A 14,492-nucleotide genomic window follows, 5' to 3' on the forward strand; every position below is an offset into this window, starting at 1 on the left:
GACCGGGGGGACGCGCGGCCGGGGCCGGGGGAACGCCGAAAAGCCCGGCGGGCCGGGTGGGCCTTGCCGGGCGCCGGTCCGCGCGTGCCCGAGGGCGGGGCGGCCGGTCAGAAGCGGCTCAGTGGCAGCTCAGAAGCTGGTCGGGTCCGTGGGTTCGACGGTCTCGACGGGCTCGGGAGTCTCTGCGACGGGGGGAGCGGTGCGACAGGTGAAGCCGAGTCGCTCCATGGCGCGGTAGACCTCGGCGGCGCTGAAGTCCCGGCGGTCCTGGCGGGTGATGATCGCACCCACCTGCTTGACGGGGTACCAGCGGCGTCCGATCCGGACGGCCTCGGCCAGGGCGGGTTCCGGCTTGATCCCGGCCATGGCCTTCTCCACCTCGTTCGCCTCCAGGTAGAACGAGCGGCCGGCGATGGTGGAGCGCATGTTGCCTCACGGGTGTGGGATGGGGGAGCGAGTGGTCCTCTGAGTCGAGAGTCGCACATCCGGGCCCGGTGGCGCGAGGCCTGAATTTTCTGGTGTCCCCCTGCCGTGGCCCCGTCACGGCGTGCTAGGGTCGATACCAGTTGCAGTTTTGGTTCCCATGAACTTATGTGTGCGCCTGCTGGTTTCGACCTGGGGCGCACTTTTTGTTTTCTGCCCGGATGTTTTCCGGATGGGGCGATCAGAGCGACGACATTGTGGTCCGCGAGGTGTGGATCGCTGGTTCTGCCCCAAAGGAGAATGAATATGGCTACCGGTACCGTGAAGTGGTTCAACGCCGAAAAGGGTTTCGGCTTCATCGAGCAGGACGGCGGCGGCGCCGACGTCTTCGCCCACTACTCCAACATCAGCGCCCAGGGCTTCCGCGAGCTCGTCGAGGGCCAGAAGGTGGAGTTCGACGTCACGCAGGGCCAGAAGGGCCCGCAGGCCGAGAACATCACCGTCATCTGATGGTTGTGCCGAAGTACGCGGCCTGAGCCGCACCCCGTGGGGCCCGCAGACTCGTCTGCGGGCCCCACGGGCGTTTTCGGCCGGGGCGGGTTCCGCTACCTCCCGGCGGCCGCCACCGGCCGGTCGCGCAGCACCCAGGCGGCCGGCAGCGCCGCACAGGGCAGCGCGATCACCGCGGCGGCCAGCACCACCGCGCCGATCGTGCCCCACGGCACGACGACCGGGGCGGCCACCCCCAGCAGCGCCAGCGCCGCGTGCATCCCGGCCAGGTTGACCCCCGTCACGGCGCAGCCCAGCACGGCGGCGGTCAGCACCACCAGCAGCGACTCGGCGCTCACCAGCCCGACCACCTGCCCGCGCGTCGCCCCGGCGAGGCGCAGCAGGGCCAGCTCCCGGCGGCGGTCGCCGGTGGACATCACCAGGGTGTTGGCGAGCGCGATGCCCGTGTACGTCAGAGCCAGGCCCAGCACCAGTGCGCTGCGCACCCGGGCCGTCCGGTTGCCGACCGGGTAGGCGCTCGCCAGCCAGGCGTCCCCGGTCAGCACCGTCGCGCCGTACTCCCCTGCCGCGCCGCGCAGGCCCCGCTCGGCGCCGGCCCGGTCGGCGCCGGGCCGCAGCCGGACGTCGACCCGGTCCACCCGCGCGCCCGGGGCGTTGAGCGGCGTGACGTACAGGCCGTTGTCGCCGGTGCCGTCCCGCAGGACGGCGACGATCGTGAGCGCCACCCGGCTGCCGTCCGGGCGGACGACCTCCACCCGCTGCCCGACCGTGTGCTGCTCCCACTCCTCGGCCAGGACGACGCCGTCGTCGTCGAGGCGGGCCACCGATCCCGTGATCACCGGCAGCCGGGAGACGGCGGCCAGCCCGGCCGGGTCGGCCGCCCGGGCCTCGGAGCGGACCACGGTGCCGTCCGGCTCCACCACCGAGAGCGTGGTGGCGGCCGTCGGCGACACCACCACCCCGGGTACGCCGCGCAGCGCGTCCAGCAGGCCGGTACCCGCTGCCGCCGGGCCGGGCAGCACGACGTAGTCGGCGGCGCTCCGCGCCCTCGCCTCGGCCGCCTTCGCCGCGCCCACCGTCTGGAGTGCGCCCGCCAGGGTGCCCGCCATCGCCACCGAGACCAGCACCGGCGCCGCGACCGCGCCCGTCCGCCGCAGGCCCGTCAGCGCACTCTCCCGCACCAGCCGTCCGGCGTACGGCGTCCAGCGGGCCGGCAGCCAGGCCAGCGCGCGCAGCAGTGGCGGCGTCAGCACGGGGGCGAGCAGGGCGCAGGCGCTGACCAGCACCATCGGCTGGGTGGTGTACGTCTTGCGGTGCAGCAGGCTCACCGGGTCGGTGGCGAGCGTCGTCACCACCAGGGCGGCGGCCGTGAGCAGCAGTCCCAGGCCCCAGAACCACCGCCCGGCGGTCATCACGCCGGTGTCGACGTCGGCCTCGCGCAGTGCGTCCAGCGGGCCGGTGCGGCCGGCCCGCCGGGCCGAGGCGCCGGCCGCGGACACGGCCACCAGCAGGCCGGTCCAGAAGGCCGCGTGCAGCGGCCAGGCCGCCGTGCCGGTGGTGAAGCCGGGCGGCGCCATCCCGAGGCCGACCAGCCACCGGGCGAACAGCGGTGCGCCCGCCCGGCCCGCCGCGCATCCCGCGGCGGCGGCGACCACGCCCAGCAGCAGGGCCTCCGTCAGCACGCCGCGCCGCAACTGCCCGGGCGTCGCGCCGGACAACCGCAACAGGCCCAGCTCCCGCCGCCGTCGGGCGATCAGGTAGGAGAAGGTGGACGCCACCACGAACGAGGCCATGAAGGCGCTGACCCCGCCCGCCGTACCGAGCACGGCGTACAGCGCGACGGCGTCCTGGCCTGGTGGCAGGGCGCCCGCGCCGGCCAGTCCGAGCGTCATCGCCGCCATCATGGCGACGCCGAGCGCCAGTGCGGTGAACGCGCCGATCAGCGACGGCCACCGGGCCGCCATCGACCTCAGCGCGAGCCTCGTCGTCCTCGTCATCCTCATGGCCTCCAGCCAACTGCCCGCGGCCGCCCGGCACAGCAGCCCCCGGCCCACTCCCGGAGGTGGGGCAGGCCCTACCGCGCCGGCCGCGCCAGGCCGCCTAGGGTTGCCTGCGCAAAGCCGCGGTCCACGGAGAAGGTCCACGGAGAAGGTCCATGGAGGGGGAGGGGAGCCGCATGACGTCGGGCAACGCCTGGCAGGCCCTGCGCCGCCCGGGCCTGCTGCGCTCCGCCTGGCCCTGGCGGTCGGCCGGGTACCTGCTGCTGAGCGGCCTGGCCGGGCTGCTGGCGGGCATCGGTCTGCTGGTCTGCGTGACTGTCGCCGGGGTGCTGGCCGTCGTCCTGGTGGGGCTGCCGCTGCTGGCCGCGCTCGCGCTGGCCGGGGTGCCGTTCGCCGCCCTGGAGCGACGGCTGCTGCGGCTCGTCGACGAGGCGCCGGTCGCCGACCCGCACCGGGCGCCCGACCGCCCCGGCCTGGCCGTCTGGCTGCGACTGCGCTACCGGGAGCGGGCGACCTGGCGCGAGCTCGGGTACACGGCGCTCGCGGCCTTCGTGCTGTGGCCGGTCGACCTGGTGGCCGTCGGCTTCGTCGTGGTGGTCCCCGGCCAGTTGCTGGCCTCGCCGGCGCTGCTCGCCCTGGACGGCGAGCAGGTCAACGTCCTGAAGGTCTGGCAGGTCCACTCGCCGGCCGTGACGGTCGCTCTGGCGCTCGCCGGGGCGGTGCTGCTCGCCGCGCTGGCGTACCCGCTGACGGCGCTGGCGGCCGGCCGGGCCGCGCTCGCCCGGCTGCTGGTCGAGCCGACCGGGAGCGAGCTGCGGATCGGTGAACTGGTCAGCTCCCGGGCCCGGTTGGTGGACGCCTTCGAGGCGGAGCGGCGGCGGATCGAACGCGACCTGCACGACGGCGCGCAGCAGCGGCTGGTCGCGCTGTCGATGAGCCTCGGCCTGGCCCGGCTGGACGCCCCGGCGGGCGGGCCGCTGGCCGGCCGGCTCGCCGACGCGCACCGCGAGGCCGGTGAAGTCCTGCGGGAGCTGAGGGAGTTGATCAACGGGATCCATCCGCAGGTGCTCGCCGACCGGGGCCTGCCGGATGCCTGCGCCGACCTGGCCGACCGGTCCGCCGTACCGGCGGAGGTGGCCTTCGACCTCCCCGGGCGGCTCCCGGCGGCGGTCGAGTCGGCCTGCTGGTTCGCGGTCTCCGAGGCGCTGGCCAACACCGCCAAGCACAGCGGGGCCCGCCGGGCCCGGGTCACCGGGCGGCACGCCGGCGGCCGGCTGGCGGTCGAGGTGTGGGACGACGGCGCGGGCGGCGCCGATCCGGCGGCGGGCAGCGGACTCACCGGGCTGGCCGACCGGGTGGCGGTGGTGGACGGCACACTGACGGTGAGCAGCCCGCCCGGCGGCCCGACCCTGATACGGCTGGAGATCCCTTGCACGCCACTGACGCCGTGACCCCCGACGCCGTCGTTCCCGCCGGCGGCCTGCGGGTCGTCCTCGCCGAGGACGGTGTGCTGCTCCGCGAGGGGCTGGTCGGCCTGCTGGCCCGGTTCGGGCACCGGGTGGTGGCCGCCGTCGGCGATGCCGAGGCCCTGCGGGCGGCCGTCGGCGAGCACCACCCGGACATCGTCGTCACGGACGTCCGGATGCCGCCGGGCCAGAGCGACGAGGGCCTGCGGGCCGCCGTCGCCCTGCGGTCCGGGCAGCCGGGGCTGCCGGTGCTCGTGCTCAGCCAGTACGTCCAACGCTCCTACGCCGCCGACCTGTTGGACTCCGGGGACGGCTCAGGTGTCGGCTACCTGCTGAAGGACCGGATCGGCCAGGTCGAGGACTTCCTCGAAGCGCTCGCCACCGTGGCGGCCGGCGGCACCGTCGTCGACCCCGAGGTGGTGCGCCAACTGCTGCGCCGCCGCCGGGACCCACTGGAGCGGCTCACCCCGCGCGAGCGCGAGGTGCTGGCCCTGATGGCCGAGGGGCGGTCCAACGCCTCGATCTGCCGCGCCCTGGTGGTCTCGGACGCGGCGGTGGGCAAGCACATCGGCAACATCCTGATGAAGCTCGACCTGCCGCCCGCCGAGGAGACCCACCGCCGGGTGCTGGCGGTGCTGGAGTACCTGCGCGGCTGACCGCCCGTCCGCAGGCTGCTACCCGACCGCTTCGCGCAGCCTGCGGAACTCCTGGGCCAGCGCGTCGAGCGTGTAGTGCGCGTTCAGGCCGCTCGGGTTGGGCAGCACCCACACCTCGGTGTCGCCGAGTCCCTCCGGCTGCCGGCCGACCACCGCGCGCGGCCTGCCGAAGCCCGTCCGGTACGCGCCGATGCCGAGCACGGCGAGGGCGCGCGGCCGCAGCCGGGCGACCCGCTCGCGCAGGGCCGCGCCGCCCTCGCGCAGCTCGTCCCGGGTGAGCTCGTCGGCCTTCGCCGTGGTGCGGGGGGCGACGTTGGTGATGCCGAGGCCGAGGTCGAGCAGCTGCTCCTGCTCCTCGGGGCGCAGTTGGCGCGGGGTGAAGCCGGAGCGGTGCAGGGCGGGCCAGAACCGGTTGCCGGGGCGGGCGAAGTGGTGGCCGGTGGCGCCGGACCACAGGCCGGGGTTGATGCCGCAGAAGAGCACCCGCAGGCCGGGTGCGGCGATGTCGGGGATGGTGGCGTCCTGGGCGGCGGCGAGCTGTTCGGCGGTGGGCCTGACGGCCTTGGCGGCCTTGGCGGGTGTCTGCACCCGTCCAGTCTGCCGCCCGCGCCGGCCAGGGCGCGCCCGCCAGGGTGGGGGCGGGGCGAGGCCGGGCGGGGTCAGGGCCGGACGGCGGGCCCGGCCGCCCGCAGCCTGAGCCGCTTCGCCCGCCGGGCCCGCAGGAAGCGGCACAGGCCGTACCAGATGCCGATCGCGTACGCCCAGCCGACCAGGATGTCGATGATGAAGTGCTCGGCGCCGTAGACCAGGATGAACGCCATCGCGAGGGGGTAGGCGGCGAGCAGCACCCGGACGGGCCGGCTCGCGCCCGCCCAGAAGAACACCGCCAGCAGCATCGGGTAGGCGGCGTGCAGCGAGGGCATCGCGGCCACGTCGTTGGCGAACTGGCTGCCGTTCTCGAAGATCGACCCGGCCCGCGGCATCCCGCTGGAGTTCAGCAGGTCCTGCACGACCCGGGTGACCGCGGGCATGTCGCCGTGCTGGGCGGTCAGCCACGGCGGGTCGGCGGGGTACAGCACGTACGTCAGGAAGCCCAGGTAGGTCAGCAGGACGTAGGCCGCCAGCAGGCGCCGGAACCGGGAGTGGTTCCGGCGCCAGAGCACCGCGAGCGCCACGAAGATCACGAAGAAGTGCGACATGTAGACCGCGACACCGGCGTAGTCGTACCACTGCGGGCGGCCGGGGTGGTGCAGCCAGTGCTGCAGCCGCACCGTCCAGGTCTCACCGCCGCCGAGGAAGGTGTCGATGGACAGCTGCGGCTCGAACCGCACCGGCCACGGAGTGTGAGCACCGTAGCCGCGCAGCAGCGAGTACGCCCAGACGACGGCCATCACCGGCACCCAGTCGCGCAGCACCAGCAACGAGCCGCGCACGCCGCGGCCGCTGTGCACGGCCGCCGCCACCAGCGCGCCGATCAGACAGCAGAACACCACGTCGTTGGCGTACGGCAGCCCGTTCCGGTCGACGTACCAGGCGAGTGTGCCCAGGTAGACCGGCCAGGCCAGTAGCCGCAGCCGCGCCGCGCCGCGCCGGACGCGCTGCGCCCTCTCGGTCTTCTTGTCGGGCGCTGCGGGGCGGAGCAAGTCGGTCATACGGGGTGAAGTTATCAACGGTTTCTTGGAGATTTCTTGGGATCGCGGGCGAAGTCACCCAGGAAGCCGTCAGGATTCCCTCAGGTGACGCACTGTAGTTCGTGCGGAGTGTTGTTGAAGCGCCGCCCGCCCTGCTCCGTCACGGTGACGATGTCCTCGATCCGCACGCCGAACCGTCCGGGCAGGTAGATGCCGGGTTCGATGGAGAAGCACATTCCGGGGACGAGTGGCTGTAGTTCGCCCTCGACCATGTACGGCGGTTCATGGGTGGTGATGCCGATGCCGTGCCCGGTGCGGTGGATGAAGTACTCGCCGTAGCCGGCCTCGGTGATGACCCGCCGGGCCATCCGGTCGATCTCCTGGCACGTCACCCCCGGCCGGACGGCCTCGAACGCGAGCTGCTGCGCCCGGCGGACGACGTCGTGCACCTTCTGCACCTCGGCCGGCACCTCCGCGCCGACGTGCACCGTCCGGGTGGTGTCGGAGCCGTAGCCGTCCTTCAGCCCGCCGAAGTCGAGCACCACCGTGTCGCCCGTACCGATGACCCGGTCGCCCGCCTCGTGGTGCGGGTTGGCGCCGTTGGGGCCGGAGCCGACCACCGTGAAGTCGACCTGGCTGTGGCCGTACTGGATCAGCAGCGCGCTGAGGTCGGCTGCCACGTCGCTCTCCCGGCGGCCGGCGAACCGGACCTCCAGGATCCGCCGGTACGCGGCGTCGGCGGCGCCGCCGGCGGCGGCCAGGCGCTCCAGTTCGTCGGTGTCCTTGACGGCGCGCAGCATCGGCAGCGCGGTGGTGAGCGAGGTGTACGCGCTGCGGGGGAGGGCGGTCTGCAGCCCGAGCAGGTGCATCGCCCAGGCCGAGTCGGAGATCCCGTACCGCCCGGCCGGGTCCAGCAGCGGCAGGGCGGTCACGTACGGGTCGTCGCCGTCGGACCAGTCGAGCAGCCGCAGGCCGGCGGCGCCCGGTGCCTTCTCGGCGTCCGGCCGCTCCAGCTTCGGCACCACCAGGGCCGGTCCGCGGCCGGCGGTGAGCACCAGGGCCGTCAGCCGTTCGGTGATCGCGGTGGGCCGGTAGCCGGTCAGGTACTCCAGGTCGGGGCCGGGCGCGATGACCAGCCCGGCCAGGCCGGCGGCGGACGCGGCGTCGGTCGCGCGGGTCATCCGCGCCGTGTAGTCCTCGGTGGTGAACGGTCGGGGCATCGGTGTCCCGCCTTCCTGGGGGCCCGTCACGAGCGGGCCGCCTTGGCGTAGTTCTGCAGGAACAGGGCCTCGACGTGGGCCATGTGCTCGATCTCGCTCGGCTCCACGCTCTCGTTGGGGGCGTGGATCAGGCAACGCGGTTCCTCGACGCCCATCAGGATGATCTCGGCGGTGGGGAACGTCTGGGCGAGGACGTTGCACAGCGGGATGGAGCCGCCCTGCCCCAGGAAGGACATCGGCTTGCCGTAGACCTCCCGCATCGCCCGGTCGAGCGCGCCGTACGCCGGCCCGCCGGTGGCGGCCTCGAACGGCGAGCCGGTGCTCTCCGGCTCGACCCCGACCTTGACGCCCCAGGGTGCGGCGGCGGTCAGGTGGGCCGTCAGCGCGTCCCGGGCGGCGACCGCGTCGGTGCCCGGCGGCACCCGCAGGCTGACCCGGGCGCGGGCGGTGCCCGGGATGGCGGCGGCCGAGCCGACCACCGGGGCGCAGTCGATGCCGAGCACGGTGACGGCGGGCCGGGCCCAGAGCCGGTCCGCGACCGTCCCCGTGCCGGTCAGCCCCACGCCGTCCAGCACGCCCGCGTCGGTGCGGAACTGCTGCTCGTCGTAGCCGACGCCCGTCCAGCTGCCGTCGCAGTCCAGGCCGTCGATCCGGGTGCCGCCGTGCTCGTCGCGCAGCGAGTCGAGGATGCGGATCAGCGCCGCCAGCGCGTCGGGCGCCGGGCCGCCGAACATGCCGGAGTGCATGTCGCCCTCCAGCGCCCGGACGGTGACCACGACGTTGGCCAGGCCCCGCAGGGTGGTGGTGGCGGTCGGGACGCCCACGGCCGCGTTGCCCGTGTCGCAGACCAGCAGCGCGTCCGCGTGCAGCTCCCCGGCGTGCGGCGGCACGTACTGCTCCAGGCCGCCGGTGCCCTGCTCCTCGGAGCCCTCGGCGACGAACTTCAGCCCGACCGGGATGTCGTCGCCGAGCGCCCGCAGCGCGGTGAGGTGCATGACGATGTTGCCCTTGCAGTCGGCCGTGCCGCGCCCGTACCAGCGCCCGTCGCGCTCGGTCAGCTCGAACGGCGGGGACGTCCAGGCGGCGTCGTCCAGCGGCGGCTGCACGTCGTAGTGGCAGTAGAGCAGCACCGTCGGCGCGCCGGGAGGCGGCGGGCGGTGCCCGATCACCGCGTGGCTGCCGTCCGGGGTCTCCTCCAGGTGGACGTCGTGCAGGCCGGCCGCCGTGAACGCCTCGGCGACCCACTCGGCCGCCTCCCGGCAGTGCTCCGGCGGGTACTGCCTGGGGTCGGCGACGGAGGGGATGGCGACCAGTTCGGCGAGGTCGCTCTTGGCCCGGGGCATCAGCGCGGCGATGCGCCGGGCCAGGTCGTCGGTCATGCGTACTCCTTGGGGCGAGAGGCTCGGGGTGCCGGGCGGTGGCCCGGCACCCCGGGCGGCGGATCAGTCCCGGACGGTGTCCTGCAGCTTGAGGTCGTCGATCTTGTCCTCGATCGCGTCCAGCTTCTCCGGGCAGTAGACCGACAGCACGATGGCCTCGCCGAGGACGACCTGGCGGTCCGAGAGCACCGGCCGCTGGCCGGGGCCGGCCGCGCCGTTGGACATCCCGTACTTCCACTGCGCCTGGACGAGCGCGTCGGACGGGTCCTGGCAGACGGCGCCGCCGTCGCTGCCCAGGGTGTGCACGATCTGCTGCTGGGACGGCACGGGGTAGCCGGCCGCCCGGAGCGTGTCGGAGAGCTGCGAGGCCTTGCGGTTCGCCTCGTTGGTCTCGTGCAGCTGGGTGAACGACAGCAGGCCGATCACCACCATGGCGACCAGCACGACGATCGAGCCGATGTAGATCCAGCGGTGCTCGGAGGCCATCAGGCCGCGCTTCGCGCCGCCTTCGGGCCCGTCGTCCCCGGGGGTGCCCGTGCCCGTGGCGGTGCTCATGCGGCGACTCCCTCGGTGGCGTTCTCCTCGGGCATGCGCCAGCTGGGCTTGCGCAGCCGCAGGAAGAGGTACGGGATGACCACGCCGAGCAGCAGCAGCCCGCCGCCGACGATGGCGATGTAGACCCACACGCTGCCGTTGCCGAACTGCGAGGACGGTACGAAGCCGATCACCATGGCGGCGGCGGAGGCCACGAATCCGGTCACGCAGGTCAGGACGAGGGCCGGGGCCCGGTAACCGCGCGGGTGGTCCGGCTGGGTGCGGCGCAGCCGGATCGCGGCGACGAACATCAGCAGGTAGACGATCAGGTACACCTGCGTGGTGATCACCGAGAAGATCCAGTAGGCGCTGGAGACGTTCGGCAGGAACGCGTAGGCCAGCGCGATGACCGTGGTCACCACGCCCTGGGTGACCAGGATGTTCTGCTGGATCCCCTGCTTGTTGAGCTTCTGCAGGAACGGTGGCAGGTAGCCCTCCTGGCGGGAGATCAGCAGCAGGCCCTTGGACGGGCCGGCCAGCCAGGTGAGCATCCCGCCGAGCGAGGCGGCGACCAGCGCGACCGCGATGACCGGCGTCAGCCAGCCGATGTGGAAGTACTGGAAGAAGGAGTCGAACGCCTGCATCACGCCGGCCGTCAGGCTCAGCTGGCTGGACGGCACCACCCAGCTGATCGCCAGCGCGGGCAGGATGAAGATCAGCAGCACCATGCCGGACGCCGTGAACATCGACCGGGGGAACTCCTTGGCCGGGTTGCGCAGCGAGGAGACGTGCACCGCGTTCATCTCCATGCCGGAGTAGCTGAGGAAGTTGTTGACGATCAGGACGAGACTCGCCAGGCCCGTCCACTCCGGGAGCAGGTTGCTCGCGGTCATCGGCGCGGCCGACGGGTTGCCCTGGCCGAGGAAGACCATGCCCAGCACGACCAGCAGCACACCCGGGACCAGCGTGCCGATGACCAGGCCCCAGGAGGAGAGGCCGGCCACCGCGTTCGTGCCGCGCGAGGAGATCCACACCCCGGACCAGTACAGCACCATGATCACGATCGCGGTGTAGGGACCGTTGCTGGCCAGTGAGGGATCCACGACGTACGCGATGGTCGACGCGACGTAGGCGAGCAGGCTGGGGTAGTAGAAGATCGTCATCGCGAACTGGCACCACACCGCGAGGAAGCCGAGCGGCTTGGAGAGCCCCTCCGACACCCAGCGGTAGACCCCGCCCTCCCAGCCGGAGGCCAGCTCCGCCGAGACCAGCGCCGTCGGCAGCAGGAAGACGATCGCCGGGACGACGTAGAGGAAGACCGCCGCCAGCCCGTACACGGCCATCGTCGGGGCGGAGCGCAGACTCGCGACCGAACTGGTCGTCATCAGGGCCAGCGTGATCCAGGACATCTTGGGCGCGTTGGCGATGGCCCTGGCCGCCATCGACCCCGTGCGCTTCGTCGACGCCGGGCTGTCCCGACTGTCCGACGGCACGTCCATGGCACTCATCAGGCCTCCTCGACCGCGGCCCGCGCAGGCCGCACAGGGCCAGTTCACCCGTGTGCCCACTGCCCCGCATGCCGCATGCGTCCGTACGGGTGACCGAGTGTCAGGGGCCGCGGGCCGGACGGCGCGGGGTGCGCGCCCCTCAGAGCGGCCAGACGGCCCGGCGCAGCGTCCGGTCGAAGGTCGCCGGCAGCAGCGCGAGGGCGAGCAGTCCGGCCATCACGGCCAGCGCCGCGCCGGGCGCCACGTGGTCGAGCAGGACGCCGCTGCCGACCAGCCCGGCCGGCATGCCGAGGGTGAACAGGGTCATGGTCGCCGCGATCACCCGCCCCCGCAGCTCCTCGCCGACCTGCTGGAACACCAGCAGGTCGATCATCACGCGCAGCGCCGGCACGCCCAGCCCCATCGCCAGCAGTGCGGCGAACACCGTCACCGCGCCGCCCGGCAGCAGCGGGGCCAGGAAGAGCGGGACGGCCGTCCAGGACACGCCGAGCAGCAGCACACCCGGCCCGGCCAGCCGGTGCAGCCGGGAGACCAGCAGTGCCCCGGCCAGTGCCCCGACCGCCTCGCCGGCCAGCGCCAGGCCGATCCCGCCACTGGACGTACCCCGTTCGCGCAGCAGGACGATCACCGGGAGCACCATCGCCGACCCGACCAGGTTGATCGCGAGGACGACCCCCACCGTGGCGCGCAGCGTCCGGTCGGCGAGCAGGTACCGGAACCCGGCCAGGGCCCCGCCCCGCTCCCGGGGTCCGGCGGCCGGCCGTTCGGCGTGGCGGGGGAAGCGCACCGCGCAGGCGGCGAGGAGCGAGAGCAGCGAGGACACCGCGACGCCGAGGAACGGCACCGAGCGCCCGGCCCCCAGCAGCAGCCCGGCGAGCGGCGGCCCCATCAGCCCGGCCCCGCTCATCCGCGCCTCGTCCTGGGTCAGCGCCTGGCGCAGCTGCTCCGGCGGCACCACCGACCGGACGGCCAGCAGCCGTACCGGCCCGCTGTAGGCGATGGTCGCGCCGATCACCACGGCCACCAGCAGGGCGTGCACGACGGTGAACCGGCCCAGCGCCATCGCCACCGGGACGCTCAGGGCGGCCAGCAGCCGGACGCCGTCGGCCACGACCAGCACCCGGCGCCGGTCGCAGCGGTCCGCGACGGCGCCGCCGTGGATCCCGAACAGCAGCGAGGCGGCCATCTGCAGCGCCCCGAACGCCCCGGCCAGGGTCGCCGAGCCGGTCATCGCGAGCAGCAGCAGCGGGAAGGCGGTGTCCGAGACCTGGATCCCGAGTGTCGAGGCGGCGGCGCCGCCCCAGAGCAGCTGGAAGCGGACGTTGCGGCGCAGCGGCACGGGCCCGTCGGGGCGGGCGCCGACGGGCCCCGCCGCCTCCCGTGATCCTTGCTCCTGCGCTGCCGGGCCTGTTGCCGGCGAGATTCCGGTCGTGGTCATTCCCCACCCCTTCGCGTTAGCGTCATCGTTCACGTTTCGGTGAATGATGACGGAATGGTGATTGATTGCGCAAGGGTGGATGCAGCTGCGAAGGTGGGCCCGTGGCCGAGAAACTCGCAGAACGCCAGGTGGACGACGTCGCGACGCTGAAAGCGCTCGCCGACCCGATCCGGCTGGCCATCATGGGCACGCTGATGGGCGGCGAGGACGCCGCCCGGACGGTCAAGGAGATCGCCGCCGCCATCGGCGAGCCGCAGACCAAGCTCTACCGGCACATCAAGCAGCTGGAGCAGGCCGGACTGATCCGGGTGGCCGGCACCCGGCTCGTCTCCGGCATCGTCGAGAGCCGCTACACCGCCGCGCAGGACTCCCTGCGGCTGTCCCGCGAACTCTTCGCGCCCGACTCCTCCGCCCGGTCCGAAGCGCTCGACGCCGTCCTCGCGTCGATCGACTCGGTGCGCGGCGACTTCCGCGCCGGGATCACCGACGGCCGGATCGACTTCAGCGCACCCAGGGACGGTTCGGCGGGCCCGCCCTCCCACTTCTCGCGCTTCGTCATGCGCCTCGAACCGGCCCGGGTCGTACGGCTGCGCCAGGAGTTGGGCGACCTCCTCGACGAACTCGTGGCCGAGGGCGACAGCACCGCCCCGGACGCGGTCGACACCACGCTGCTCACCCTCCTCTACAGCCTGCCGGGTGAGGCCCCGCAGGCCCCGGGTGAGAGCTGACCGCTGCCGTCGCGGTGCCCGCGGGCGCTGCCGCACATCATTCGGCGTACGACCGGTGGCTGCGCCAACTGCCTTGCCCCAACGTGTGGATCAGGCACTTCGCCTGCTTCGCATCGAGAGGAAACGCTTCCTATGCGTGCCACCTGGATGGCCGCCGCGCTGACTGCAGCACTCGGTCTCACCACCGTCACCACAGTCACCGCGGTGTCCGCCACCGCCGCCGGTCCGGCCGTCGCCGACGGTCCGAGCGCCGTGCGGTCCGTCACGACCGCGGACCTCGCGGCCGTACCCCTCAGTACCCTGCTCCCCGTCGCCGTCCCGCCCGTCGCGCTGCCCCCGGCCGGCGCACCGGCGGCCGACGTCGCCGCGCTGCCCGCCGACCCTGCCGTTCCCGCCGTTCCCGCCGTCCCCGACACCTCGTCGGTGCTCGGCGCGCTGGGCGCGCTCGGCGACATCCTGAAGCTGGTGGGCTCCCTGCTCGGCACGGCCCTGCCGGCGGTGCCCGCCGCGCCGGCCGCCGCCCTGCCGGCCGCCCCGGACACCGGCGTCGTCCCCGTCCCGGCCGCCGCGCCGGCCGCCGCGCCGGCCGCCGCGCCGGACCCGGCCGTGCTCCAGGCCAAGATCACCGAGCTGGAGAACGCGGTCACGGCGCTGCTCGCCAAGCTGCCGGCCGCCCCCGCGGCGCTGCCGGCCCCGGTGCAGGCCCCCGCGCCGGCGCCGCTGCCGCTCGGTCAGCCGCCCCGCGCCGTCGTGCCGGTGCCCGTACCGGCCGTCGGCCTGGAGGAGCAGCTCGCCTCCCTCCGCAAGAAGGCCGTGGCGCTGGTCGCCGCCGCCACCGCGGCCGAGCCGGATCCGGCCGCCGTCCGGGCGGCCGTCGCCGGCCTCGCCCCGGACGCCCTCGGCGTCGCCAGTGGCACCGTCACCCGGCTCGCCGGCGGCTGACCGCTCCGCCGGCACACGGCCGGGCACACGCGAACGCCGGAGTCCCGGCCCGAGGCC

Annotated in this window: 14 protein-coding genes; 5 read left to right on the forward strand and 9 right to left on the reverse strand. The window is 74.1% G+C overall.

All coding sequences use genetic code 11. The features are described 5' to 3' along the window. Positions 1-129 precede the first annotated feature (129 nt). Positions 130-426: an SCO5918 family protein gene (locus ACFUK0_RS36345; RefSeq protein WP_380257620.1), complete on the reverse strand. Its 297-nt coding sequence runs from the start codon at positions 424-426 to the stop codon at positions 130-132. Between the two features lie 303 nt (positions 427-729). On the opposite strand from ACFUK0_RS36345, the gene ACFUK0_RS36350 reads away from it, so the two are divergent. Continuing rightward, positions 730-933, forward strand: coding sequence for a cold-shock protein (locus tag ACFUK0_RS36350; protein ID WP_073924377.1), 204 nt, complete (start codon positions 730-732; stop codon positions 931-933). A gap of 95 nt (positions 934-1,028) precedes the next feature. Here ACFUK0_RS36350 and ACFUK0_RS36355 read toward each other — a convergent pair whose 3' ends face one another. Next, a complete protein-coding gene (locus tag ACFUK0_RS36355; protein ID WP_380257622.1) occupies positions 1,029-2,930 on the reverse strand; it encodes an FtsX-like permease family protein in 1,902 nt (633 codons plus the stop codon). A 179-nt stretch (positions 2,931-3,109) separates the two neighbouring features. Between ACFUK0_RS36355 and ACFUK0_RS36360 the strand changes: the two genes are divergently transcribed. After that, a complete protein-coding gene (locus ACFUK0_RS36360; RefSeq protein ID WP_380257624.1) occupies positions 3,110-4,384 on the forward strand; it encodes a sensor domain-containing protein in 1,275 nt (424 codons plus the stop codon). Further along, positions 4,363-5,055, forward strand: a complete 693-nt coding sequence (locus ACFUK0_RS36365) for a response regulator (protein ID WP_380257626.1) — start codon at positions 4,363-4,365, stop codon at positions 5,053-5,055. The genes ACFUK0_RS36360 and ACFUK0_RS36365 overlap by 22 nt, the downstream gene beginning before the upstream one ends. A gap of 18 nt (positions 5,056-5,073) precedes the next feature. Here the strand turns inward: ACFUK0_RS36365 and mug are convergent, their stop codons facing one another. The 7 genes from mug to ACFUK0_RS36400 form a co-directional block, all read right to left on the reverse strand. Beyond that, complete coding sequence (mug, locus tag ACFUK0_RS36370; RefSeq protein ID WP_380257628.1) at positions 5,074-5,643, reverse strand: G/U mismatch-specific DNA glycosylase; 570 nt, start codon at positions 5,641-5,643, stop codon at positions 5,074-5,076. 71 nt (positions 5,644-5,714) lie between these two features. Next, positions 5,715-6,707 (reverse strand): phosphatase PAP2 family protein, encoded by a 993-nt coding sequence (locus ACFUK0_RS36375; RefSeq protein WP_380257630.1) that lies wholly within the window; start codon positions 6,705-6,707, stop codon positions 5,715-5,717. A gap of 80 nt (positions 6,708-6,787) precedes the next feature. Next, positions 6,788-7,906 carry a M24 family metallopeptidase gene (locus tag ACFUK0_RS36380; protein WP_380257632.1) on the reverse strand — a complete coding sequence of 373 codons (1,119 nt, stop codon included), beginning with the start codon at positions 7,904-7,906 and terminating at the stop codon, positions 6,788-6,790. A gap of 26 nt (positions 7,907-7,932) precedes the next feature. After that, positions 7,933-9,285 (reverse strand): dipeptidase, encoded by a 1,353-nt coding sequence (locus ACFUK0_RS36385; protein WP_380257634.1) that lies wholly within the window; start codon positions 9,283-9,285, stop codon positions 7,933-7,935. A 63-nt stretch (positions 9,286-9,348) separates the two neighbouring features. Further along, positions 9,349-9,840: a hypothetical protein gene (locus ACFUK0_RS36390; RefSeq protein ID WP_380257636.1), complete on the reverse strand. Its 492-nt coding sequence runs from the start codon at positions 9,838-9,840 to the stop codon at positions 9,349-9,351. Beyond that, complete coding sequence (locus ACFUK0_RS36395; protein ID WP_380257638.1) at positions 9,837-11,327, reverse strand: APC family permease; 1,491 nt, start codon at positions 11,325-11,327, stop codon at positions 9,837-9,839. Before ACFUK0_RS36395 ends, ACFUK0_RS36390 begins: the two co-directional genes overlap by 4 nt. Positions 11,328-11,466: 139 nt before the next feature. Continuing rightward, positions 11,467-12,765, reverse strand: a complete 1,299-nt coding sequence (locus ACFUK0_RS36400) for an MFS transporter (protein WP_380257640.1) — start codon at positions 12,763-12,765, stop codon at positions 11,467-11,469. Positions 12,766-12,866: 101 nt separating this feature from the next. On the opposite strand from ACFUK0_RS36400, the gene ACFUK0_RS36405 reads away from it, so the two are divergent. Then, positions 12,867-13,493, forward strand: a complete 627-nt coding sequence (locus ACFUK0_RS36405; RefSeq protein WP_380257642.1) for an ArsR/SmtB family transcription factor — start codon at positions 12,867-12,869, stop codon at positions 13,491-13,493. Between the two features lie 132 nt (positions 13,494-13,625). Then, on the forward strand, positions 13,626-14,435 hold the full coding sequence (locus ACFUK0_RS36410) for a hypothetical protein (protein WP_380257644.1): 810 nt from the start codon (positions 13,626-13,628) through the stop codon (positions 14,433-14,435). Positions 14,436-14,492 lie beyond the last annotated feature (57 nt).

It is taken from the genome of Kitasatospora sp. NPDC057223, assembly GCF_042669755.1.
Classification (GTDB): Bacteria; Actinomycetota; Actinomycetes; order Streptomycetales; family Streptomycetaceae; genus Kitasatospora.